Annotated in this window: 22 protein-coding genes and 1 pseudogene; 12 read left to right on the forward strand and 11 right to left on the reverse strand. The window is 39.5% G+C overall.

Going from position 1 to position 22,571, the window contains the following annotated elements; genetic code table 11:
* The first annotated feature begins 617 nt into the window (after positions 1 to 617).
* Both VP98_RS12270 and VP98_RS12275 read left to right on the forward strand, forming a co-directional pair.
* The gene (locus VP98_RS12270; RefSeq protein ID WP_046175693.1) at positions 618 to 2,222 is read left to right on the forward strand and encodes a glycoside hydrolase family 43 protein; all 1,605 of its coding nucleotides are present in this window, start codon (positions 618 to 620) and stop codon (positions 2,220 to 2,222) included.
* Between the two features lie 384 nt (positions 2,223 to 2,606).
* A complete protein-coding gene (locus tag VP98_RS12275; RefSeq protein WP_046175694.1) occupies positions 2,607 to 3,230 on the forward strand; it encodes a YesL family protein in 624 nt (207 codons plus the stop codon).
* A 171-nt stretch (positions 3,231 to 3,401) separates the two neighbouring features.
* Here the strand turns inward: VP98_RS12275 and VP98_RS12280 are convergent, their stop codons facing one another.
* The 5 genes from VP98_RS12280 to VP98_RS12300 all read right to left on the reverse strand — a co-directional run bounded on the left by VP98_RS12280 (position 3,402) and on the right by VP98_RS12300 (position 9,218).
* On the reverse strand, positions 3,402 to 4,298 hold the full coding sequence (locus tag VP98_RS12280; protein WP_046175695.1) for a carbohydrate ABC transporter permease: 897 nt from the start codon (positions 4,296 to 4,298) through the stop codon (positions 3,402 to 3,404).
* Positions 4,299 to 4,314: 16 nt separating this feature from the next.
* Complete coding sequence (locus tag VP98_RS12285) at positions 4,315 to 5,193, reverse strand: carbohydrate ABC transporter permease (protein WP_046175696.1); 879 nt, start codon at positions 5,191 to 5,193, stop codon at positions 4,315 to 4,317.
* A 68-nt stretch (positions 5,194 to 5,261) separates the two neighbouring features.
* Positions 5,262 to 6,584: an extracellular solute-binding protein gene (locus VP98_RS12290; protein ID WP_046175697.1), complete on the reverse strand. Its 1,323-nt coding sequence runs from the start codon at positions 6,582 to 6,584 to the stop codon at positions 5,262 to 5,264.
* 104 nt (positions 6,585 to 6,688) lie between these two features.
* On the reverse strand, positions 6,689 to 7,474 hold the full coding sequence (locus tag VP98_RS12295; RefSeq protein WP_046175698.1) for a response regulator transcription factor: 786 nt from the start codon (positions 7,472 to 7,474) through the stop codon (positions 6,689 to 6,691).
* Between the two features lies 1 nt (position 7,475).
* Positions 7,476 to 9,218, reverse strand: coding sequence for a sensor histidine kinase (locus VP98_RS12300; RefSeq protein ID WP_046175699.1), 1,743 nt, complete (start codon positions 9,216 to 9,218; stop codon positions 7,476 to 7,478).
* Positions 9,219 to 9,713: 495 nt separating this feature from the next.
* Here VP98_RS12300 and VP98_RS12305 point away from each other — a divergent pair, with 495 nt between their 5' ends.
* From VP98_RS12305 to VP98_RS12315, 3 genes are all read left to right on the forward strand, one after another.
* Positions 9,714 to 10,688: an aldo/keto reductase family protein gene (locus VP98_RS12305; protein WP_046175700.1), complete on the forward strand. Its 975-nt coding sequence runs from the start codon at positions 9,714 to 9,716 to the stop codon at positions 10,686 to 10,688.
* Between the two features lie 83 nt (positions 10,689 to 10,771).
* Positions 10,772 to 11,788, forward strand: a complete 1,017-nt coding sequence (locus VP98_RS12310; protein WP_046175701.1) for an aldo/keto reductase — start codon at positions 10,772 to 10,774, stop codon at positions 11,786 to 11,788.
* Between the two features lie 696 nt (positions 11,789 to 12,484).
* On the forward strand, positions 12,485 to 12,892 hold the full coding sequence (locus tag VP98_RS12315; RefSeq protein ID WP_046175702.1) for a hypothetical protein: 408 nt from the start codon (positions 12,485 to 12,487) through the stop codon (positions 12,890 to 12,892).
* Positions 12,893 to 13,164: 272 nt separating this feature from the next.
* On the opposite strand, the gene VP98_RS12320 is transcribed toward VP98_RS12315, so the two are convergent.
* On the reverse strand, positions 13,165 to 14,349 hold the full coding sequence (locus tag VP98_RS12320) for a DUF4317 domain-containing protein (protein ID WP_046175703.1): 1,185 nt from the start codon (positions 14,347 to 14,349) through the stop codon (positions 13,165 to 13,167).
* 173 nt (positions 14,350 to 14,522) lie between these two features.
* Between VP98_RS12320 and VP98_RS12325 the strand changes: the two genes are divergently transcribed.
* The 3 genes from VP98_RS12325 (at position 14,523) to VP98_RS19350 (ending at position 16,974) form a co-directional block, all read left to right on the forward strand.
* On the forward strand, positions 14,523 to 14,858 hold the full coding sequence (locus VP98_RS12325; RefSeq protein ID WP_052712232.1) for a general stress protein: 336 nt from the start codon (positions 14,523 to 14,525) through the stop codon (positions 14,856 to 14,858).
* A 365-nt stretch (positions 14,859 to 15,223) separates the two neighbouring features.
* Positions 15,224 to 16,663, forward strand: coding sequence for a 4-hydroxyphenylacetate 3-monooxygenase, oxygenase component (gene hpaB / locus VP98_RS12330; RefSeq protein ID WP_046175704.1), 1,440 nt, complete (start codon positions 15,224 to 15,226; stop codon positions 16,661 to 16,663).
* A gap of 185 nt (positions 16,664 to 16,848) precedes the next feature.
* Complete coding sequence (locus VP98_RS19350) at positions 16,849 to 16,974, forward strand: hypothetical protein (RefSeq protein WP_269431505.1); 126 nt, start codon at positions 16,849 to 16,851, stop codon at positions 16,972 to 16,974.
* Positions 16,975 to 17,107: 133 nt separating this feature from the next.
* Here the strand turns inward: VP98_RS19350 and VP98_RS12335 are convergent.
* A pseudogene (locus tag VP98_RS12335) lies at positions 17,108 to 17,239 on the reverse strand (KGG domain-containing protein); the annotation flags it as partial.
* A gap of 570 nt (positions 17,240 to 17,809) precedes the next feature.
* On the opposite strand from VP98_RS12335, the gene VP98_RS18940 reads away from it, so the two are divergent.
* From VP98_RS18940 to VP98_RS12345, 3 genes are all read left to right on the forward strand, one after another.
* Entirely contained in the window at positions 17,810 to 17,953 is a 144-nt protein-coding gene (locus VP98_RS18940; protein ID WP_156151386.1) for a hypothetical protein, read from the forward strand.
* Between the two features lie 466 nt (positions 17,954 to 18,419).
* The gene (locus VP98_RS12340) at positions 18,420 to 18,860 is read left to right on the forward strand and encodes a MarR family winged helix-turn-helix transcriptional regulator (protein ID WP_046175706.1); all 441 of its coding nucleotides are present in this window, start codon (positions 18,420 to 18,422) and stop codon (positions 18,858 to 18,860) included.
* A 73-nt stretch (positions 18,861 to 18,933) separates the two neighbouring features.
* Positions 18,934 to 19,671, forward strand: a complete 738-nt coding sequence (locus VP98_RS12345; RefSeq protein ID WP_046175707.1) for a CPBP family intramembrane glutamic endopeptidase — start codon at positions 18,934 to 18,936, stop codon at positions 19,669 to 19,671.
* Between the two features lie 110 nt (positions 19,672 to 19,781).
* Here the strand turns inward: VP98_RS12345 and VP98_RS12350 are convergent, their stop codons facing one another.
* Positions 19,782 to 20,234: a VOC family protein gene (locus VP98_RS12350; RefSeq protein WP_046175708.1), complete on the reverse strand. Its 453-nt coding sequence runs from the start codon at positions 20,232 to 20,234 to the stop codon at positions 19,782 to 19,784.
* A gap of 159 nt (positions 20,235 to 20,393) precedes the next feature.
* Between VP98_RS12350 and VP98_RS12355 the strand changes: the two genes are divergently transcribed.
* Complete coding sequence (locus tag VP98_RS12355) at positions 20,394 to 21,083, forward strand: hypothetical protein (protein ID WP_046175709.1); 690 nt, start codon at positions 20,394 to 20,396, stop codon at positions 21,081 to 21,083.
* 172 nt (positions 21,084 to 21,255) lie between these two features.
* On the opposite strand, the gene VP98_RS12360 is transcribed toward VP98_RS12355, so the two are convergent.
* The 3 genes from VP98_RS12360 to VP98_RS12370 form a co-directional block, all read right to left on the reverse strand.
* Positions 21,256 to 21,681 (reverse strand): spore coat protein, encoded by a 426-nt coding sequence (locus VP98_RS12360; RefSeq protein ID WP_046175710.1) that lies wholly within the window; start codon positions 21,679 to 21,681, stop codon positions 21,256 to 21,258.
* A 39-nt stretch (positions 21,682 to 21,720) separates the two neighbouring features.
* Entirely contained in the window at positions 21,721 to 22,212 is a 492-nt protein-coding gene (locus tag VP98_RS12365) for a spore coat protein (protein WP_231584176.1), read from the reverse strand.
* A 129-nt stretch (positions 22,213 to 22,341) separates the two neighbouring features.
* A complete protein-coding gene (locus tag VP98_RS12370) occupies positions 22,342 to 22,560 on the reverse strand; it encodes a hypothetical protein (protein ID WP_046175711.1) in 219 nt (72 codons plus the stop codon).
* Positions 22,561 to 22,571: the final 11 nt, after the last annotated feature.

Below are 22,571 nucleotides of genomic sequence, written 5' to 3' on the forward strand. Positions count from 1 at the left end.
TTTCACTTGACGGTTACAGATATGATTTATTTATCATGTTTAAATGATGAAATAGTATTTTATAATATAAAATAAAAGTTTATTTCGTAAAGAAAATAAGACTGTGCTCTCCGTTTTAATAGTTGACTTCGGAGCTGAAAATTATTGTTTTTTTACTTAAATTGAAAATAAAGCGATTTCATGGTTCTTGTAAGCGGTAAAAATGGGAAAGCAATGAAGGATGAAGTTGATAATAAAAGAGTTGCAAACTCCAGCAGGCTTAAATGGAGATTAATAGAGTATGAGCACCTTTCCAAGTAAGTTGAAAAAATCGATGAAGTTTATATTCAAATGATGAAAAAGTGCAATATGTGGCATTTCTAGTTATTGTACTGGACAACCTGCCGATAAGATTTTCACCTGGAAGATTAGAGAAAGGAAAAGGATTTTTCCTCACCACTTAGTTTGTTAAATGAATAAACTAAGGTGTTAAACAGTAATTGTTTTCGATACAATCTCTGTCGAGGACCGGATTTCAAGGAAATACTGAATTACTACAGTTCAAATCTATATGCAGCTGGTAAAAAAAGAACATAAACGAATTCTTTCTGTATTAAAAACGAGAGGATGATGATCAGATGAAAATTCAAAATCCAGTATTAAGAGGTTTTAACCCGGACCCGAGCATCTGCCGGGTGGGGGATGATTATTATATCGCCGTATCTACCTTTGAATGGTTTCCCGGGGTTCAAATCCATCATTCAAAGGATCTGGTGAATTGGCGCCTTATATCACGTCCATTAAATCGGGTTTCCCTGATCGATATGAAAGGAAATCCCAATTCCGGGGGGGTGTGGGCTCCATGCTTAACTTACGCCGACGGAAAGTTCTGGCTTATTTATTCGGATGTCAAAATGCATGCGGGAGCATGGAAGGATACACACAATTACTTGACCACCTGTGACACCATTGATGGTGAGTGGAGCGACCCAATCTATTTGAACAGTTCTGGCTTCGATCCTTCCTTATTCCATGATGCGGACGGAAGAAAATATATCATTAATATGCTTTGGGACCAAAGAACGTATAAACACTCTTTTGGAGGAATCGTTTTACAAGAGTACTCCCATGAGGAAAGACGTTTGATTGGAAAGCCAAAAGTGGTTTTTGAAGGAACAGATATTAGGCTGACAGAGGGACCTCATTTATATCAGATCAACGGCTATTATTATCTGCTGACAGCGGAAGGCGGAACAAGATATGCTCATGCTGCCACTCTGGCAAGATCGAAAAATATTGAGGGACCTTATGAATTGCATCCCGATAATCCTTTGCTCACTTCCTGGCACGACCCTCGAAATCCATTGCAAAAATGCGGACATGCCTCTATCGTTCACACCCATACAGATGAATGGTATTTAGCGCACTTAACTGGCAGACCATTGCCTCACGAAGACAAACCGGTACTGGATTATCGTGGTTTTTGTCCGCTGGGAAGAGAGACTGCCATTCAAAAACTTGAATGGAGAGACGGCTGGCCATATGTTGTTGACGGGAAACAGGGGTCTGTTGAAGTAGAGGCGCCTAAAATGGAAAAAGTGAAATGGGAGCGGGATTATGACGAGGTTGACCATTTTGACAGCACAGCCTTGAACCATCATTATCAGACATTACGTATTCCCTTAACCGGGGACATTATGTCTTTGACTGACAGGCCGGGGAATTTGCGCCTTTATGGGAAAGAGTCACTAACATCTTGTTTTACCCAGGCATTGGTCGCGCGCCGCTGGCAGTCATTACACTTTGATGCTGGCACAGCCGTTGCTTTCCAGCCAAATACATTCCAACAGGCTGCAGGCCTGGTATGCTATTACAATACCGAGAATTGGACATCTGTTCAAATTACCTGGAATGAAGAAAAGGGCAGGATGATTGACATTGTAAGCTGTGATAACTTTGCTTTTTCACAGCCGCTGCAGGGTTCAGAAATCCAGGTTCCGGAATCGGCCGAATATGTTCATTTAAAAGTGAAGGTCAGGGCACATACTTATCAATTTGCTTATTCTTTTGATAACGAAACCTGGACTGATATTCCGGTAACTTTTGAATCTCATAAGCTGTCGGATGACTATGTCCGGTTAAACGGATTTACCGGGGCGTTTGTTGGCATGCATTGTCAGGATACTAGTGGAACGGGTCAACCTGCTGATTTTGACTATTTTACCTATAAAGAACTAAAGTGATTTTCATTTGAAAGGAAGGACTCTTTAAAATCAGTTTTCTCTTTTACGTCTATATTCATAAAAAGCTTTTTATCGTAAATTTAAATTTTTTTGGGGATATAATCTGGAAGCACAATCATTATTTTTGTGCTTTCCTTTGTTTTTTTAGAAAAGGTTTATTTACTGGTGAAACTACGTTTCGCGTTTTTCGCACGTTTTGCCCGGTGCATTTTAAAAGGATAGAATAAAGAAATAAGCAAAGAAGAAAGCTTCTCCATGATTATCCGGAAAAAAACTTCTGGAGAAAGGCTTTATAAAGGAAAACTGCTATATAATAGGAGCAGGTATTTTTTTATGATAATTGGCCGGCATAAATCTAGGAGATTTCTAGTATGGAGGGATTAGATGAATAATGCAGCAAATCGAGCCTACGCTGCTACGGAATGGATCGCAAAATTTGCATACATTAACTTATTATGGATTGGTTTTTCTTTGATAGGTCTGATTGTCCTTGGGTTTTTCCCGGCGACGATTTCAATGTTTACGATCATTCGCAAATGGCTGATGGGAGACACCGGCATTCCGATTTTTCGAACCTTTTGGGCTACCTATAAATCGGAGTTTATAAGAAGCAACGGTTTAGGATTACTCATAGTGATTGTAGCGGGACTTATTGTACTTGACTTGGTTTTTATGAAGAATTTGGAGCACAGTTTTATAAGCGTTATTCAAATTCCTTTATATATAATGATGTTTGCAGCAGTCCTGACTATGTTCTATCTGTTCCCGGTCTATGTTCATTATGAGTTAAAACTGGGGCAAATGATCAAAAATTCATTCTTAATGATGCTTATTAACCCGCTTGAAAACCTTACGATAATTGCTGGAATTGTTGCCGTGTTCTTTGTAGTGAGGTTCCTTCCAGGCCTGGGCTTTTTTTTCGGGGGCAGCCTAACAGCAGCTATTATAATGGCTGCATGCTATTCTGTTTTTGAAAAAATGGAAAAAAAGCGGCAGACCCATTCTTAGGCAAAGTTTTTTAAATAAATTCGTCTTAAATAAAATGAATCCCATTTTAGCAGTCTTATGAATAGAAGGGATAACAAAAAAGACAGAAAGGGAAGTTTCGCTTTGAAAAGGAAACTTCCTTTCTGTCTTTGACCTGTGTCCCGCTAATCGGCGAGTTTTCTTTCAATCGAATTAACCTTTTACAGAACCAGCTGCCATTCCCTCAACAATCTTATTGCTTAGGAATAAGAAGGTGAGAAGAATCGGGACAATACTGATGACTAAAGTGGCGCCAATCGCACCCCAGTCTGTTAAATATTGACCAACGAAGTTGTTAATTCCAACGGTCAATGTTTTCCACTGGTCAGAACTGATGAATGTATTAACAAATACGAATTCATTCCAGTTGTAAATCATGTTAATGATCGCTGTTGTTGAAAGAACCGGTATGGTCATTGGGAGCGTAACCTGGAAGAAAATCCGGTGTACCGAGCATCCATCCATAACAGCCGCTTCTTCAATTTCACGAGGAAAAGCTTTATAAAAACCTAATAAAATCATAATAGTTAACGGTAAATTAAAGGTTGTTTGAGATAAAATAATCGATAATGGATTATCAATTAAACCTACAGTGTTATAGAAATTAAACAATGGAATTAAGGTTGAATGGAGCGGAATCATATATCCTACCATGAATAATCCAAGAACAAGTCCACTTAATTTCCAGTGCATCCGAGTAATGGCAAATGTAACAAAGCTAGCCAAAATAACTGTTAGGAATACAGATAAAACCGTCATCCATACACTATTAAAGAAGTAAACTCCAATGTTTCCTTGAGTCCATACTTTCACATAGTTTCCCCATTGCGGGTCCTGAGGCAAAGAGAAAGGGGACATGCCAAATACTTCTTGATTGTTTTTTAATGAAAAGAAAACCAGCCAAATCAATGGGTAAATCTGGATAACAGCGAAGATACTTAAGATTAAGTAAAGAAGACCATATCCTAATTTACTCCAATAAGATTTTTTTGATCCTTCGCCCGCAGAAAGGTTCGGTGTTGTTCGTCTGTCTGTCGCAAGCTCGCTCATCTTAATTCCTCCCCTTTTAGTATTGAACATTGTCATTAGATTTCGTTAATCTTGAAGTCAACCATGTCATTGCAAGACAAATGACCAATAAACCAAAGCCAACTGCACTTGCATAACCAAAATTGTTAAGTTCAAACGCTTCTTTGTACATATAAGAAGCCATTACTTCACTCGCACCGTTTGGACCTCCGCCAGTCATTACATAAATTAAATCAAAATACTTTAAGGAACCGACGAGGGAAAGCATAATCGTAACTTTAAATACAGCCGAGATCATAGGCAATTTAATTTTTAATGCGATTTGAAGTGGGGTAGCTCCATCAATTCTTGCAGCTTCGATAATTTCCTCCGGGACATTTTTCAAGGCTGCGTAATAAATAAGAATGTAAAAACCTGCATACTGCCAAACAATTGGAACGAAAATAGCATATAAAGCAGTGTTTGGATCTGCCAGCCAAACTGGCGTATTTTCTACTCCAAACATCTCAAGCAATTTATTTAACATCCCATTCGAAGGGTCAAAAATTTTCAGCCAAAGCTGGGCAATGGCAACAGATGACAATAGCATGGGAATTAAATAAATCTTTCTGAAGAAGTCTGAACCTTTTATTTTACTAACTAAAACGAGTGAAACTGCTAAATAAAGCAGCAGGCTAAGCACGGAGAAAATCCCTAACAAGAAAGAGTGGCCTGCACTGGCCCAGAACTTTTCATCTTTCATCAAGTTTGCATAGTTTTCCAACCCGATAAACTGCATTTGGCCTATTCCGGTCCAATCCATTAAACCGTAATATCCTGATAAAGCAATAGGGACATAAATCAGAACAAGAAGAAGAAGTAAAGCCGGGAGTGTATAAAGGGTAATAATGTATTTATTGGACATAACGCTTCTCATGTTTTATTTCACTACCTTTCTATGAAGAAGAGGGCATATTCAGCAATATGCCCTCTCTATTACAAATTCTATTTCTCTTCAGCAGCAAGAGCTTCTTCTTGAGCTTTAACAAATTCTTTAGGGGATATCTCGCCGCCATATAATGCCTGAATCTGATTCAAGTGAACATCCGCTACCCTGGCAGACATTTGAACATCTGCGTATAATGTAATATTTGAAGCATTTCCTAGATCATTCAGAATATCAATGTACATTTGAGCAAGTTCTGTATTGGCAGTATCCACTTTTGTAGCTGGAATAACACCGGCTTCTGTTACGGAGCGCTTGCCCCATTCGTCAACTAAGTATGAAACAAACTCTTTTGTTTCATCTTTCACTTTAGAAGCTTCAGATACAAACAACCCAACTCCAGGTCCGCCAACAAAGCTGTCGATATTTCCTTTTCCGCCTTCATATGCAGGGAATTTGAAGTAACCAACTTTATCTTTAAATTCCTGTGCAACATCAGGGCTTGTTGTATAGTTTGGCAATTCCCAGGTGCCCATCATATACATAGCTGCCTGTTCATTCATAAAGTAGCCTTTTGCTTCATCATTTGAAAATCCGTTATACCCTTTAACAAATGCATCCATGTCAACCAGTTTTTTGAGTTCCTCGCCAGCTTTCACCAGAGCTGGATCTTCAAAGCTGCCTGTACGGTTAATTGCATTATTTAATGTTTCAGGTCCGCCAATACGATCGGCAAGATACATATACCACATAGAACCTGTCCAGCGGTCTTTGTTTCCTACTGTAATTGGAGTAACGTCGTTATCCTTAAGAGTCTTAACTACGTTTAAAAACTCATCGTATGTTTTTGGCACTTCAAGGTTATGCTTTTTAAAGATTTCCTTATTGTAATAAATAGGTGCGATGTTCAGTTCAAGAGGTAATCCGTAAGTCTTGCTATCCGTTTGGAAAGCTTCGAGAGTACCTGGAACAAATTGCTCCTTAAGCCCGCCGTCAAGAACATCATCTAATGGTGCAAACATATTACCTTCTACGAATGGCTGCATGTAACCAGCTGCCCAGGTGATCCCAAGGTCTGGAAGTTCATTTGATGCTGACAAAACCTTGATTTTTTCTTTATATTGTTCATTTGCTAAAATTTCTGTTTGGATATCTATATCAGGATTTTCTTTTTCATAAGTCTCGATGATATCATTCACAATAGTATACTGTGCCTTTGCACTTCCTTCAGGCCATAAATGCATCATTTTGACAACTGTTTTGTCACCGCCAGAACCATTTCCCTCTGATGTAGATGTATCAGAGGATGAAGAACAACCTCCTAAAACCAACCCGCTTAATAATGCTAAAGACGCCGCAGCAGTAAACGCTTTCTTCTTCATTTAGCAAAGCCCCCTTAATTTGTGTTTGTCTATCCTTACAACTAAGTCTACCATCGAGGGCATAATAAAAAAAGGAACTGTGATTAGGTAAAATACTATTATTTTTAGAAAGCCCTTTCATTATTCGCTTTTCGATATGCGCTTGGTGTCATTCCCTCAATTTCCTTAAAGATTTTAATAAAGTATTTAGATGTCTTATAGCCGGCTTCTTCAGCAATTTCATTTATCGGAAGATTGGTTGTAATCACTAATTCCTTTGCACGCTGAATCCTGCGTCTTGTAACATATTCACTAAAATTCATGTTCACTTGCTCCTTGAACAACACGCTAAAATAACTTGAATTTAAATGCACATGAGCAGCAACGTCTTTTAGGGTGAATTCATCCTTTAAATGCTGGTCAATATAGCTAATGGCCTTGCGAATGGTATCTTTGGCTGAATCCACTTTGGTGTTGGCATCGACTATTTTTTCATCCACTACTTTTTCGATCATCCCAGCCCGTACTTGCTTTTCCATAATCTTAACGGCTTCTTCAACCGCTTCAATCAGCTTCTTTTTTCCGATCGGCTTTAAAAGATAATTCACCACACCGAGTCTTAACGCTTCCTGAGCATACTCAAACTCGGAGTAAGCGGAAATAATAATGACCACTGGAGACATTCCTTTTTCTTTTAACGTTTTTAATAGTTGTAAACCAGTCATTTCGGGCATCCGGATATCGGAAAGCAAAATATGAATCTTTTTTTCCTCTGCAATCCGGAGGACATCCTCACCGCTTTCCGCAGTAAGGATGGTAAAGTCACCGTTATTCCAACTTTCCAGTGTTCTTTGTAAACCTTGTCTTGTTCTTGGTTCATCATCAACGATTACGATATTTTTAGAATACATTTTATTCCCCTCCATCAATTGGCAGTTCAAATGAAATCCTTGTCCCCTCGTTGACTTTACTCTCAATCAAAAGGTCTGAATGTGAAATTCCTTTGTAATATAGCTGCAGGCGCTTATAGACATTCGAAATAGCCATTCCTTTCCCGTTTACGGAGGATGTCCCGCCAGTTTTCATGGCTTGAATGATCCATTCAAGCCGCTCTTTATCCATCCCGGAACCATCATCCTGTACAGAGATGCGAATTCGTTCTTTACCTTCTCGTTTAACCGGTTCAACTGTCACAGAAATTTGGCATTTTCCAGCTTTTTTTCCGGCTCCATGCAAGGCTGCATTTTCTACCAAAGGCTGTATGATCAATTTTGGTATTCGTACAAACTCATATTTTGCAGGAACAGAGATATGCCATTGTAACCTTTCATCAAAGCGCATTTTCATAATTTCCATATAGTCACCGATATGCTTGATTTCGTCTTTCAAGAACACCCAGTCGTCATCGGTTTCTTTTGTAATGGTATAACGGAATAAATCAGACATGGCTATAACAAGCTCAGCCAGTTCCTCCTCCTCCTTTTCTTCAAGTGACCAATGAAGCGCATCCAATGTATTAAAAAGAAAGTGCGGATTTATTTGTGATTGAAGCGCTTTCAACTCACTTTGGCTGCGTAAAATCTCTTTTTGATAAACCATCTGGATCAAATGATTGGTTTCTTTTACAAGCTGATTATACGTGCTGTTCAATTCAGTAATTTCATTTACCGAAGAAATATCAGGATTCAGTGTTAATGAACCTTCTCCGGCACGCTGCATGGTTTTCGTTAATCTTATTATCGGTCTTGTAATGATCGTTGAAAGGAAAAAAGAGCTAATGGTAAAAATGAATACGCCAACAACTCCCGAAAAAATAATTCCTGTTCGGATCCCTGACATTCCTTCCGTTAGTTCACTTACGGGGGTTAAAATAAGAACGGTCCAGCCTGTCAGGCCGGAAGATTGCTTTGTCACCATATAATCCTGCTGATTTAATTCAATAATGCTTTCATTGTTTTCAATAATGCTTGTTATATCTCCCGTGAAATTCTGGATAATCGGCTTTTCGTATTGATCTAACAGAATGGAGTATTGATCGTATCCATACTTTTCATTCGCAAAGTTAAAATGATCGCGGTTAATACTAATTAAAAGATAACCGCCATTGCTGTACTGCCGTTCTATTAAATTGACTCTGCGGATGGCCAGAAAGTGGTTTTTATCGTATGGATCTTCACCGATCCAAACCATTCGTCCTCTTGCTTGATTCGCTTCTTCAATCCACCTGTCACCAATTCGGTTTTGTAACTTGTCTTCACCAAGAGGAAGAACACGTTGATGCTTTCCGGAAAAGAGTTGAAAGGAGAAGATTCCATCTGTATTCCCCATAATTCTGTCAATATATCTCGTTAATTTTTGACGGTCATTAAAGGTTACTTGTTTTCCTTCATAGACATTCGTTAAAACACGCTGGACCTCTTCATTGGTAGTTACAAGCTTTGAATTTATATTGATTTGCTCGTAAAGGGATTCAATTCGTCCGTTTCCTTCAATAGCTACCTGCTGAATTTGCTTTTCCGCATTATTTTTCAACAAAGAGGAAACTTGTCCCAGTGTAAGAAGACTGACAATCAATAAAACTATGATCATAACAAGTAAAAAAATAAACAAAATCTGGTTGCGTAATGTATTCCATTTTTTTAGCTGCTTCCGCATTGATTGTTCGCCTTTCTAAAGTGAAATAATATCCATTTTTTGTTAGTGTTAAAAAAGAACAGAGGCTTAGACTAGTACTATTTTATCTTATTTTCGGAAGTATTTATATACTCTTGTGTGTAAAACGCCAGAACCTTACTAATACGTTAATAAAGTTTTAAAGAAAAAAATTGAGCGGGCTATTGGAATTAATAACTTTTCCTGTTATTACAAAAAAGGAGCTGCCTTCATAACTTGGTGATAGTTACTATAAATTTTATATTAGATAACCTGTTTATTACTGTATTAAAAATAATTCAGTACTTTAAATGAATTATTTTACTATTTATACTGAATAACAACTTGGTTGCTTTGAAATCCTATAAAGCAATAAAAAGCGAAAGGACTACTTAAATATTATTTGTTCAACTTATATAATAACTTTTTAGTTATTCATTTCTTCCCTGAGAACAATATTTGAGAAAACAAACAAAATTCACAATAGGAGTGTTTAAAATGAAATATCGTCGTTTGGGCAGCAGCGGATTAAAAGTTAGTGAAATTGGACTTGGGAGCTGGCTGACTTATGGAGAAACGGTAGGAAATCAAAACGCCATTGACTGTATCCACCAGGCTTATGAGCTTGGTATTAACTTTTTCGATACTGCAAACGCATACAATCAGGGCGAAGCCGAAAAAGTGGTTGGTGAAGCTTTAAAATCATTTTCCAGATCAAGCTATGTACTTGCAACAAAAGTATTTTTTCCTATGGGAGATGGGCCAAACGAGCGAGGCCTTTCACGGAAACATATCATTGAGCAATGCGATGCGAGTTTAAAGCGGTTAGGTGTTGATTATCTGGATCTTTATCAATGTCACCGATTTGATGAAGAAACGCCAACGGAAGAAACATTACGTACATTGGATGATTTAGTTCAGCAGGGAAAAATCTTATATTACGGTGTTAGTGAATGGACTGCAGCCCAGATTATTGATGCTGTTCATATAACAAAAGAAAAAAATCTCCGGCCGCTTGTTTCAAATCAACCGATCTATAACATGCTTGTACGCTATATCGAAAAAGAAGTTTTACCGGTTTCTGAAAAAGAAGGAATTGGGCAAGTTGTTTTTTCTCCCCTCGCACAAGGGATTCTTACAGGCAAATATAAACCGGGACAGGAGATCCCTTCTAATACCCGTGCAGCAAATGAAAACATTAACCGCTGGATTAAAAGCTACTTAAATGATGATGTTTTAAACCGAGTTGCCCGCCTGGAAGGAATTGCGAATGATCTGGGTATTACATTATCCCAATTAGCTGTTGCCTGGATCTTAAGACAGCCCGGTGTTAGTTCTGCAATTGTCGGAGCAAGCCGTCCGGAACAGGTAACAGAAAATGTGAAAGCTTCTGAAGTTAATCTTTCTAATGATGTATTAGCTGAAACTGAATCTATTTTAAAAGAAATTGATGAATTTGTACCTATCTGGTAAAAGGGTGAACGGACTGGCATTGCTTCTAGTCCGCGTCCTCTTTTCAGGTTTAAATAAAATACTATATCAGGAGGCTGGAATAAATGGAATATCGTTATCTAGGGAAAACGGGTTTACGGGTAAGTGAGCTTTGTCTTGGAACAATGACATTAGGCCGTGAAACGAGTGAAAAGGACAGCTTCAGTATTTTGAACCGTTATGTTGAAGCAGGAGGAAATTTTATTGACACGGCCGACGTCTACACTCGGGGTGTTTCTGAAGAAATTGTCGGTAAATGGTTAAAGAATCAGAATCGTGATGACTACGTTGTTGCAACAAAGGTTCGTTTCCCGATGGGGGAAGGGCCAAATGATGCCGGTCTGAGCAGAAAACATATTATCTCCGGTGTTAAAGAAAGCCTGCACCGCCTTGGAACTGATTATATCGATCTTTATCAGGTTCATGCGTGGGATCAACGAACACCTTTAGAAGAAACGTTAAGCACGTTAAATGATCTTGTTCGTGAAGGACTTGTACGTTACATTGGAGCAAGTAACTTTAAAGGCTGGCAGCTTCAAAAAGCAGTAGATTTAAGTAAACAAAAAGGATGGGAACAATTTGTCTGCCTGCAGCCTCAATATAATTTGCTGTGTCGCGCGACTGAATACGAATTAATGGATGTTTGTGAGAATGAAGGGTTAGGAGTTATCCCATGGAGTCCGCTTCGCGGAGGGTGGTTAAGCGGGAAGTTTACACGTGACATGGTTAAGCCGCCGGAAGATTCTCGTATATCTGTTGCTGAAGAAAAAGGCTATAGTGAGACATGGGACAAATATAACAATGATTTTACCTGGAATTTGTTAGATACGTTATATAGTGTTGCAGAAGAAGCGGGCAAGACCCCAGCCCAGGCGGCAATCAACTGGCTTCTAAACAGGCGCGGTGTTACGGCTCCGATTATCGGTGCGCGCACAATGGATCAGCTTGAAGCTAACCTGGGTTCTGCTGGATGGTCTTTAACAAATGATCAACTGGAACGCTTAACTCAAGCGAGTGAATTGTTTATAAGCTATCCTTATGATATCGATGCAATCAATCAGCGCAATAGAGGCAGAGAGTAAAAGGACGCAGGGACAGGTTTCCTGTCTTAAAACAAATGTAAGGGATAGAATTATTCTAAACCCTTGATATATAAAGATTTATTAGCAAATTGAAAAAAATTTGCTGACAGTAAGAATAATTAACATAGGCTTCTCATAAGTTGAACAAACTTATGGGAAGTTTTTTTATTTCTTAGGCTTTGTTATACAGTACTCTTGATTTTCGCTTTAGGTATTCTCTTTCTTTTTATGCACAGTGACAGGATTGTTGGCGGCCCATGCAGAAAAAAACGTATATTTTTATTTATATTTGACAATGATAATCATTATCAAATATAATGATAACTACAAGTGATAATAATTCTCATTTGCTTCTTGCAAACAGAACTTGGTATCCCCCCTCTTTTATCGAGTTCAAGCGGCTGTTTCTTATTACTTCTTTTATCGAAGTAGTAAGAAGCGTGCTTTAAGAAAATGCACGCTAAACAGGATAGATGTTAGAAAGGCAGGAGAGGAACAGTGGAATTTATTGTTTGCCAGTGGTGTTTTTTATATCTATGCACAAGAACTGGCTGAAGGTGAGTATGCTGTTAATGAGGGCTGCTGTCCTTGTTGCGGTTTGGGGGAGCTTGAAAACCAATTCCTGCTTTAAATGAAAATGAACTTGGAAATGAATGGATCACACAATAAAAATTACTTCTAAGGGGAGGGCAATATATGCCTAATTACTATATTGCAGTGCAATCATTTCTTCATCAAATTGATTGCTCTTGTCCGGATAAAGAACATTCAGATACAGTAAAAATCGATCAGGGAGATATCATTAGTGTTTATTATGAGCGCACACATACCACGGTAGACGGATGGTTTGTCCTGATCGAAGTGAACCAGCGCCGTTTTTACATATCTATAAATGATTTAGAGCGATATTATTCACAGGGCTTCCTATTTTCAGGATTGGACATAGAGCTTCAATTGAATTATCTCAAATTTCATATAGATGAGTCGCTTGACCATGCTGATGAAGGAAAATTCAAAGAGACGTCAAAGAAATGGACAGAAGCAAAAATGTATAACGAGAAGCTGGAAGCAGCGGCGAAAAGCAGTATGGAAGTTTCTTTGTAATCATCGTAAGTCTGCAGTCTTTGACTTTATCAAAAGGTAAATGAACACACAGTATGGAAATGGAATGGCCGTTCTCTTAAGCCAGAGAACGGCTTTACTATTACTTTAGAAGCGGATTTTGTGTTAAGGAAAGCTTTTCGTTTAAAATAACTTTCAATACTGCAAAGCAGCTTATTCTTTTAGCCTGGAACAGCAATGATTACACAAAGGACGGGCCCTGGACTTTTTCTAAAAAATCCAGGGCCCGTCCCGTATACCCGATGCCTTTTTATTTATTGTTTATCCCAATCGCCGCTAAGAGCTTCCGGAATCATTGTAAAGCCTTCAATAACCGTATCTTCTTCCACTTCGATCATAAGGTAGCGCTTGCCGTTGAAAAGAATTTGTTTTACATAGCTCAAATCCTGAGGGCTGATCGAAATGTTCGCTGCTTTCGTGCTGATTTTGATTGATTTTGAGTTGTATTTCGGCAGGATGCTGGTGGCTTTGATTTCATATTTGTCATCATCGATGATTTTCTGGTAAGCTGATTCAACCTTTTCCGAATTTACGTCTTCGAGGCCGCTCATTCTTAAAACACGTTCTACGTCTTTGGAATCCAATTTCGGCGGTTCTTCCTCTTCATTTTCCTCGATCATCCGGTGAATTTCTTCATACACATTGGAGAGTGAGGATGTGCTGAGCTGATCTCCTGTTACGTCTTTAATAATTTCCTCGAAAACGATTTTATCGTCTTTTGCCGTCATCGCTTCTTCGCCATTTAATACTTCCTCTATAAACTGGTAATCGGGCTCATGAACCTTGCCTGCCGAATACAAAATGTGATTCACATCTGTGGCATTATCGGTGAAGCATGGAAACAGAAACCCTGAGAGGGGGGCATTAAGGTTGATAATGGGATCAACGACAAAATGATATTTGAATTCTTTTTCGACATAGTCAAAAAGCAGTTCTTTTTTCGGCTCTTGTGTATTGTTGATGCTGCATACAATAAACGGGTGCGAATACACGGTATCCCGTTCGCTTTCCTCAGATTCTGCGCTTCGGCGTTTCATTGGCTTAAAATATTCTCCGCGAATAAATGTTATGACGATATCCTTCTCATATTGCCGGAGTGCCAGCATTTTGCCGACGATTTGAAGCATCCGTTCCTTCCAGCCCTCTGTATCACTGCTGAGCAGCCCCTGATGCAAAATGAGCTGGCTGCTGTTCTGGGCTTCCCGCTGAAAGGTTAACTCAAAAAGCTTCTCATCGAGCTGGCCGGAAAGCATTTTTTTGAAGTTGTTCATAAACAACTCCTGCTGATCCTGGTCCAGCATTTCAAAGGGCTGGCTTTGATGGTGATAAATATCACTCGATTCCTTCATAATATAAACGTTAAAAATGTCGGAAATCTTGAGCAAATCATTGCCCGGTTTAAATTGTTTTCGAATATGTGCTATGTCTTTTTTATTCATGGTTACATCCACTCCTAATCCACCCTGATCTGGCTATGTACTAGAATAACAAATAACCTTTGCTTTTACATTATTGATTCAGCCATTCTCTATGTTCGGGCACATTTGTATGTTTAATTTTTTTCTGAGCGTGAAGAGAATATATATAAAACAATTTAAAGGAGAGGATCAGCATGGCAGTAGTTCAAGAGTATAACACGGTGAATGAAGCAGTACGGGCGGCGAACAGTTTATATACGCAGGGCATTGCAGAAGAAGAAGTGTATGTGCTGGCTCATGATGCAGAAACGACGAATGCAGTCGCTGACCAATCGAATGCCGAAAAGATCGGCATGGATGAAACAGGAGTTGGGGCAACGGTGAAAAATATGTTCCGCAGCAAAGGCGACCAGCTCCGCTCCAAAATGGAGGAAATCGGCCTGAGCGCTGCAGAAGCGGACACATATGAAGAACGTCTGGACCAGGGCAAAATTTTATTAATCTCCAAAAATGATGGAGCTGCTTTTTAATCAGGTGAAAAAACGATTCTCAGTATAAACAGGAGCAGTTTAAAATACGCAGGATCTTGAAGCGGAAAGCTGCTTTTAGAAACTGAAACAAATAAAAACACCTTCAAGCTGAAAAACTTGAAGGTGTTTTTTATGCTGAAATAAAAAAGCTGCCGCACCGGAAATATTTGGGGTTTTGTTCAAAGCGGCAACGTGCGGTCCGTTGAAGCAATCGTTAAGAATTAATGAACAATAACAATGAGCTTAATACGGCCGCTCAATAGTAATAATCAGGAAGCCATATTCATATGCTAGGGCGAAAGAAAGAGCTGATCCGTTGCCGCATGTCCAGTATAAAAAAGCGGATAACTGTTAGGGGTGTGCCTATGCCTGCGATAACTGGCAATGAATATGTTGAACGGATTGACAGGATGAAGACAAGAATCTGGGTAGACGGGACGCTTGTATCAGGCAGGATCTCTGAGCATCCAGTATTTAAAGGAGTCATGAAAAGCCAGGCAGCATTATATGATTTACAGCACAATAAATCAATTAAGACGGCTATGACCTACGAGTCACCGTTAACGGGAAATAAAGTAGGACTGTCTTATTTACAGCCAAAAACAAAAGAGGATTTAATAAAAAGACGGGCAATGATCCAGGAATGGGCGCTTTCCAATAACGGGATGATGGGAAGAAGCCCGGATTATATGAATACAATGCTAATGGCCTTTGCCTCGTCTGCAGGGTTTTTAAAAGGAAAGGAAAACTGCTTTCCTGACAATATCATAAGCTTTTATGAATACGCCCGGGAAAAAGATATATCGATGACCCACACCTTTATTGATCCTCAGGTAAACCGGGCCAGATTTTATTTTGAAACAGCCGATGAGCCGATCGCCGCAAAAGTAGTGAAGAAAAACAAAGAGGGGATTGTTATAAAAGGTGCCCGCCTGCTGGCAACACAGGGCGGGATAACGGATGAAATTGTTGTTTTCTCAGCAGGAGGCATTCAGGATAAAGCGAATGGGTTTGCTTTTTCGATACCGACTGACAGTAAAGGACTGGCGTTTATTTGCAGAAGCTCTTTTGTTGAAGGAGATTCGTCTTTTAATTATCCGCTAAGCTCCCGGTTCGAGGAAATGGATACCCTGGTCGTTTTCGATAATGTACTGGTTCCGTGGGAGCGCGTTTTTTATTATGATAACCTGCAAGTATCAAACAGTTTCATGGCATCAAGCTCTGTATTGCCTTTTGCCCTGCACCAGGCTGTTTCCAGGCAGATTATTAAAACAGAATTTCTTTTAGGTGTTGCCCAGTCTATTATTGAGGCTATTAACATTATGGAATACCAGCATGTTCAGGAAAAAGCCTCCGAAATGATTGCCTCCTTAGAAACAATGAAGGCGCTGATCATGAAATCAGAAGCAGAAGCAGAAGCAGATGAATGGGGATTTATGCGGCCCGGCCAGCTCCCTTTGCAAGCCGCCGTTCATTTTTATCCGCGGCTTTATCCGCGCTTTATTGAAATCATCCAGCTCTTAGGGGCAAGCGGATTGATCATGATTCCGACAGAGAGCGCTTTTCAATCCAGTATAAGAAAAGAGCTGGATCGATATTTACAGGCCAAATCCGCAAATGCACAGGATCGTGTAGCGCTTTTCCGGCTGGCATGGGATATCACAATGAGTTCATTCGGCACGCGGGAAACGCTCTATGAACGGTTTTTCTTTGGAGATCCTGTTAAGCTTTCAAGCCAGCTTTATTTTGCGTGTGATAAGAAACCATATATAAGGCGGGTAAAGGATTTTTTACAAAAAGGGTAAAGCGGACAAAAAAACAAAAAGCAAAAAGTGCCAGTTTCCCGCGGCCTTGATGCATAAAGCAACGGAATAAAAGAGATTGCAAAGCCAATACCTCTTAGTCTTTGGATTGAAACGGATACTTGTGCTTGGGATGCTGGAAGAATGAAAAGTATGCTTTTTCGTTACCTGGAAATGGGGGAGTTTACATGCATTGGCTGCGTTTTATTCCGGTTATTTTTTTCTCTTTATCCGCTGTATCATTGCTGCTGTTTCAAGTTGAAGGGATTATCTACTCTATTCGGGAGTACATGGAGTTTTACAAGCAAAAATAACGATGACATTCCCTGGAGGAGGTATAGAGAGTATCTTATTTTAACAGAATGAAAAAGACTGCTGAGATCAAGTCGGCGGTCTTTTTATAAGTGGTGTGAAAGATAAAGCTTATCTTAGCCCGTGATGTAGTTAATCGTTATTGCGGGCTTCTCCGCCTTTTTCCCCGATCTTTTGATAAAATTCTTTATCATGATTTTCAGCTGTAGCTTCTCCGCCTTTGCGGCCCGCTTCTTCACGGCGCATTTTATCGTTATTGTTAGCCATAACTAATTCCTCCTTCAAAAGACTATCCTGGTGTGGCTGCGGTATTCATATTACCCGGCCATTTTATTTAAAACAGCTTTATTGGAATTGAACCGAAAGAACCATTATTATATTTCGAAAATAAAAAAGAGAAAAAAACGGATTTATTTGCGTTTATTCCGGGTATAAAACATATGAAGTAATAAAAGAATATAATCGAAACCCGGGCAGGATGGCAAGAGTGGCCGTCAACGTATCTGGCGTAGGTGGGGCCAATACACAATATAGAAAGAGTGAATTATATTTTTTTATTACTTAACAAATAATTTTATAATCACTGGCTTGTCCAGTATGTAAAAATAATAAACGAGCCCCTGTCTTCCATGAAGCCGGGGGCTCGCTTTTATATGTTACTGGGAAAATGATAGAGCTTCTTTTCAGGAAAGAAGCGTCCATTCTAAAGAAGGGTATATAAAAAGAACTAATGATTTTGAATGCGTTTTCTAATTGAATGGACTTCATAAAAGAAGCGAAAAAATCATGTTTACTCTTCTGGAAAGTGGGAACAAAATTGACAAAGGAGGGATTTTTATGGACCATCCAAAAGAAATTGACAACAAAGCAAAGGAAAACATGAAAGAAATCCGAAAACAGGAAGAGCAGAAAGCAGCAGATAAAAATCGAATTCCTGATAACCAAAACAGACTGAAAGACACTGAAACCCGGCTTCCGTAAATACGGAATAAGCCAGCATAACAAAGTGATTTGGCGCGGCATTTGATAAAGTAATTGCTTCTGGCTTTGAAACATAAAGTTATTGAAGCGTTCGTACCGGCCAAAAAACCAGCCGTTTTTTAACGGCTGTTTAAATAAAGGAACGGCCTCAAAAATTTGAGGCCGTTCTTTTATGCGTTTTGCCATTTTTATTTAGAAGAAAAGCATATTCAATACAATCGTAAGAACAATGGAAATAATAATAGAAAAAAGAATGCTGCCCAGACAAGAAATACGCATACCAATCCCGCCTTTTTAAGAGATAATGTACCTTACCCTGTTCAGCAGTACGGCTAAACAGACTGGCTAAAGTCATTTGCTCAGCTTATACAGTTGATCAACCAATAAAAAGTATGTAAAATAGTTAAGTGAAGTTAACTATTTAAAAAAATAAACTTTTAATCATTATAAAAAAAGTGGTGTAAAAATGGACCTTATGAATATTCTCACAGAAACGAATCGTTATTCGGAAGAGATTAAATCTGTTTTTATCAAAGAATATAAAAAAATACTCGATGAACACGATTTATCAGCCAAGCAGTCGCTGCTGTTAAGCCTTTTGGAGAAAAAAAAGAAAATGAATATGAATGAAGCCGCTGAAGCACTTAACGGAACACGAAGCGCTGCCAGCCAGTTTATTCGAAAGCTGGAAAATAAACGATATGTAAAAAGAGAGACCAATAAAGAAAACAGAAGAGAAGTGTTTGTTTTATTGGATTCAAACGGCGAGAAACTTTTTAACGAAATGAATGCTGTTGATGAAATGGTGCTGGAGAAGTATTTTATGAAATTGCCCCGGGAGGATATTTTAAAATACCATGAAATCTTGAAAAAGCTTCACAACATTGTCGTACAGGAAGGACTGTAACGTTAAGGCAGCAGGATTTATTGGCCGGATAACTAAAAACGATCCTATACCGCTTTAGCAGGAGGGAAACAAAATGGAGATCTGGTATTGGCTGGTGCTTGTTTTTCTTTTAACCTATGAACCCGTTTACGGCTTCTTTGATTATCAAAAATTCAAACACAGAGTGCAGAGGAATCCAGGAGAACGGGTTACATACTATAAAAAAGTAATGGCTGGTCTCTGGCTGCCTGCTTTATTTATATTGGGGCTGGCTGCTATAGGTCCGCCTTCGCTGGAGGATATAGGGCTAAAAGGCGTTTCACTCGATACACAAACACTGGGAAAGTGGCCCGTATATATTTCGCTCAGCCTGGCGGCTTTGTATATTGTGAGCCTCATTTATTATTTGATTGGCTCGAAAATAAGTGGAAAAATGAAAAATGAGATAGTGAAAGTGAAGCAGAGTGAATTAGAAAAAAGCAAATTCGCCGATATTCTGCCTGTTACAAAAAAGGATAAAACCGTATGGACCTATGTTTCATGGACGGCTGGAATTACGGAAGAAATTATTTACCGCGGATTTTTAATTTTTGCGCTGCCTCTTTTGTTTCCATCCTTATCGACATGGGCTGTCCTGCTCGTTTCAGCTGTTTTATTCGGCCTTGCCCATACATATCAGGGGGCAGCCAATGTAGTGAAAACCGCTATTTTCGGCCTGTTTTTTGCTGTTTTGTATATAGGGCTGGATTCTGTTATTCCGCTTATTCTCCTTCATTTTTTTATTGATTATATAGGGAAAATTGGAGATGAAGGCAATGAAAATCAGGTGTGATTTTCTTCTGGAAAATTAAAAGCACGTAAAATAAAAAAGAATGACCTTTAAAGTGTTTTCAAGTTGAGGGGCTTCTCCGGTCATCCTTTTTGGAAATGGCGGGGATATAACTAAAATTGATTTTCCCGCATAGCGCCCAGGACAATATTGTACCCATCAGGGTCCTTTACACAAACGTTTTTAAACTCCCAGCCTCCATGAGTTTCGGTAAACGGATCGACGGCAACATGACCGCCATTTTCTCTTATTTGTTCGATAATGAAGTCAAGGTCTTCCCAGGCAACATGAATAAATGTATCCCATCCGTAGTCCGGGCCTTCCCAGTCAGTTGGGTAGTCCCGGCGCTTTTGCGAGGCAGGGTTTGGCCGAATGTCATCTGTCGAAGCGGCCTGCTGCAGAATAACGCACATTTCATCCCGTTCTGCATGTCCCCAGCCATCCACTTTGCATCCCAGCACATCGCGGTAATAATCCTGTGATTTTTTTAAGTCTGAAACTAATCGGACCTGGATCGTCTGGCCCAGCTTTCCTTTTTTTCGTGTCTGGCCTGCTTGTTCGCTCATTTTCATCCTCCTTTGAGATTTGTTTTAAAAGAAAGTACCTTATGAGTCATTCGACAGCCTGAAGGTATATTCCTATTTTTATTTAACTTGTTTTACTATAATATCCAGCAGCCACTTTAACATAAAGTCATTGATTAATTTGGAAAGAGGTATGTGAATATGGACCGGATTTATTTTTTGGACAACCCCTGGCCTCAGGGACACAGAATTATTGATTTTAAATGGAATGCCCATTTTAAATATGAGGAAGAGATAAGTGAAAAAAATGGCCTGTATTTTGATTTCCATTTAGAAACTGCTGATTATTACGAAGAGGATGCAGACGAGGAAGACATGGAGGAAGGGGAGGAGGAGAGTGACTGGAAAGCAAAAATTGTTTGGAACAATTATCATAGCTGTACTTTATCATCAGAGGAATGGAGCTATAAAGGCTTTTTAGCAGGGAATGATAAGGCGCCTTTTAACCTCGAAGAACTGGATGGAAAGAAATACAAGGTTGATTTTTTATCGGAGGAGGAGCAGGAAGAGTGGGATCCCGAGCTGACCGCATTTGATGTTTATTTGCTTGGCCACGATGCGGCAGCTTTTCACACCATCAGGTTTACCAAAAACGAGAATGGGGCATACCGGGTTGATTGGAAGGGGAAACTGGCGCTTGCTTATGTAGGTGATTATGAGTTTAAATACGATTTTCAGGCCTTTGTTTCCTCTGTGTCATTTAGAGGTATTGCGGTTCCTGATGAATTAACAGACCAGGAGGCCTGCGGGCTTTTAAAGCGCTTTGTCCGCGATCCGGCTTTGTTTGAACTGCAAAATCAAAACGGGCAGAGACGGTTTGTTCTTAAATGATTATAGCCAGGGAGGGGGCTCCAGGTAAAATGAAGAATGCGAGAGGGCGGTCCCTCTCGCTGGATTAATTTCTTTAGAGAGTTATTTATCCAAACTCTGCCCTGTCTTTTCATTGAAGAAAGGCAGACAGATGTATCGAAAAGGAGTCCGCCGGCTTAAGCTGGAAAAGCGGTTAAAGAATATCCAGCTTGGCTACGACAGCTAGAAGAATTTGAAGTAATGCCTGGATGTTAACAGCCAGATCAATGTCTGTCGTTGTTACTTTTACATGCTTGGACCCTTCAATGACTGTTTTTTGAGTGTTTCGCTGTTTTGTCTTCATAAACTGTTTAAGATCCTGGACAACTGCCTTGCTCTGGTCGTTGTCACCAAGCGTAAGACTGATAACCACCGCAATGGCTACCTGGATTCCGACCTGTAATGAAACAGCTGCCTGTGTATCCGTTGTCTGGACTTCCACGTCTTCGGAATCTTTTACAATAATCCATTCAAACGAATCTTGCTTTGTAACAGCCTCTTGATCACCTTCCTGTAAAACCTCTGCATCCTGCTTCTCAGTATCACAATGATCAAGTGCTCTCCATTTTTTTTCACTCATGTTATTCACCCCTTTCGCTTTTAAGTAAAGAGTGTCAGGTTACAGCACATCTAATCTAACAACCAGTGCAACCAGAACTTCAAGAAGTGCCTGGATATTGACAGACAGGTCCGTATCCGTTGTTGTGACAGTTACATCTTTGGAGTTGTCAATCAGAATTCTCTGTTTGTTTGTTTGATCTGCATCAAGATACTGGAAGAGATCCTGGGCAACCGTCTGACCTTCATCTGAATCACCGATAGTAATGCTGATGACTAACGCAATCGCCAGCTGCAGGCCTACTTGAAGAGAAACAGCCGCTTGTGTATCTGTTGACTGAACGTCAATGTTGCAAGAATCTTTGATCCATACAAGTTCGTCAGATTCCTGATCGATAATGGAAGCCTGAGTGCCGGGCTGCAGAACCTCTGCATCATCCCGCATATCTTCCAAAACCCGCATTTCCTCTGCATCCTGTACATCCTGGCGGCTTTTGCGCTCACACTTTTTGCACTGGCATTTATGCTTATGCTCATCAGAGTATTTTGCCATAGTTCTAACCCTCCTTTTCTACGTTATACAATACTTTATGAGGTTCTTAGTCTCTGGGTAACGGCGTATGTAACTATTTTCAGAAATAAAAAAAACGTCTGTTTATAGACGCTTTAAAGAGAAAAATTGTTATTTTGGCTTTTTCTGCTGGGAAGGCTGCTCTTTAACAAAAGAATTCACCTGGCTGGTCAAGTCTGTCACTAAATCTTTAAGCATCTGCTTCTGTTCGTCAGATAATTTTTGTTTTGCTTTCTCTACATTGACGCCATTTTTTTGAAAAGTATTACTGACAAGCAGGTCAATGATTTTATCGGATAATACTTTTGGATTTTTTTGAGAATCACTCATTATGCCGTTTG

Origin of the sequence: Domibacillus indicus (assembly GCF_000970685.1) — a bacterium.
Taxonomy (GTDB): domain Bacteria; phylum Bacillota; class Bacilli; order Bacillales; family Domibacillaceae; genus Domibacillus; species Domibacillus indicus.

Excerpts from the sequence above, each read along its gene's own strand:
- VP98_RS12295 (WP_046175698.1), bottom strand. The coding sequence starts at position 7,474 with ATGTATTCTAAAAATATCGTAATCGTTGATGATGAACCAAGAACAAGA.
- VP98_RS12340 (WP_046175706.1), top strand. The coding sequence starts at position 18,420 with ATGGACCTTATGAATATTCTCACAGAAACGAATCGTTATTCGGAAGAG.
- VP98_RS12275 (WP_046175694.1), top strand. The coding sequence starts at position 2,607 with ATGAATAATGCAGCAAATCGAGCCTACGCTGCTACGGAATGGATCGCA.
- VP98_RS12355 (WP_046175709.1), top strand. The coding sequence starts at position 20,394 with ATGGACCGGATTTATTTTTTGGACAACCCCTGGCCTCAGGGACACAGA.
- VP98_RS12300 (WP_046175699.1), bottom strand. The coding sequence starts at position 9,218 with ATGCGGAAGCAGCTAAAAAAATGGAATACATTACGCAACCAGATTTTG.
- VP98_RS12280 (WP_046175695.1), bottom strand. The coding sequence starts at position 4,298 with ATGAGCGAGCTTGCGACAGACAGACGAACAACACCGAACCTTTCTGCG.
- VP98_RS12315 (WP_046175702.1), top strand. The coding sequence starts at position 12,485 with ATGCCTAATTACTATATTGCAGTGCAATCATTTCTTCATCAAATTGAT.
- VP98_RS12305 (WP_046175700.1), top strand. The coding sequence starts at position 9,714 with ATGAAATATCGTCGTTTGGGCAGCAGCGGATTAAAAGTTAGTGAAATT.
- VP98_RS12320 (WP_046175703.1), bottom strand. The coding sequence starts at position 14,349 with ATGAATAAAAAAGACATAGCACATATTCGAAAACAATTTAAACCGGGC.
- hpaB (WP_046175704.1), top strand. The coding sequence starts at position 15,224 with ATGCCTGCGATAACTGGCAATGAATATGTTGAACGGATTGACAGGATG.
- VP98_RS12360 (WP_046175710.1), bottom strand. The coding sequence starts at position 21,681 with ATGAGTGAAAAAAAATGGAGAGCACTTGATCATTGTGATACTGAGAAG.
- VP98_RS12345 (WP_046175707.1), top strand. The coding sequence starts at position 18,934 with ATGGAGATCTGGTATTGGCTGGTGCTTGTTTTTCTTTTAACCTATGAA.
- VP98_RS12370 (WP_046175711.1), bottom strand. The coding sequence starts at position 22,560 with ATGAGTGATTCTCAAAAAAATCCAAAAGTATTATCCGATAAAATCATT.
- VP98_RS12290 (WP_046175697.1), bottom strand. The coding sequence starts at position 6,584 with ATGAAGAAGAAAGCGTTTACTGCTGCGGCGTCTTTAGCATTATTAAGC.
- VP98_RS12310 (WP_046175701.1), top strand. The coding sequence starts at position 10,772 with ATGGAATATCGTTATCTAGGGAAAACGGGTTTACGGGTAAGTGAGCTT.
- VP98_RS12350 (WP_046175708.1), bottom strand. The coding sequence starts at position 20,234 with ATGAGCGAACAAGCAGGCCAGACACGAAAAAAAGGAAAGCTGGGCCAG.
- VP98_RS18940 (WP_156151386.1), top strand. The coding sequence starts at position 17,810 with ATGGACCATCCAAAAGAAATTGACAACAAAGCAAAGGAAAACATGAAA.
- VP98_RS19350 (WP_269431505.1), top strand. The coding sequence starts at position 16,849 with ATGCATTGGCTGCGTTTTATTCCGGTTATTTTTTTCTCTTTATCCGCT.
- VP98_RS12325 (WP_052712232.1), top strand. The coding sequence starts at position 14,523 with ATGGCAGTAGTTCAAGAGTATAACACGGTGAATGAAGCAGTACGGGCG.
- VP98_RS12270 (WP_046175693.1), top strand. The coding sequence starts at position 618 with ATGAAAATTCAAAATCCAGTATTAAGAGGTTTTAACCCGGACCCGAGC.
- VP98_RS12365 (WP_231584176.1), bottom strand. The coding sequence starts at position 22,212 with ATGGCAAAATACTCTGATGAGCATAAGCATAAATGCCAGTGCAAAAAG.
- VP98_RS12285 (WP_046175696.1), bottom strand. The coding sequence starts at position 5,193 with ATGAGAAGCGTTATGTCCAATAAATACATTATTACCCTTTATACACTC.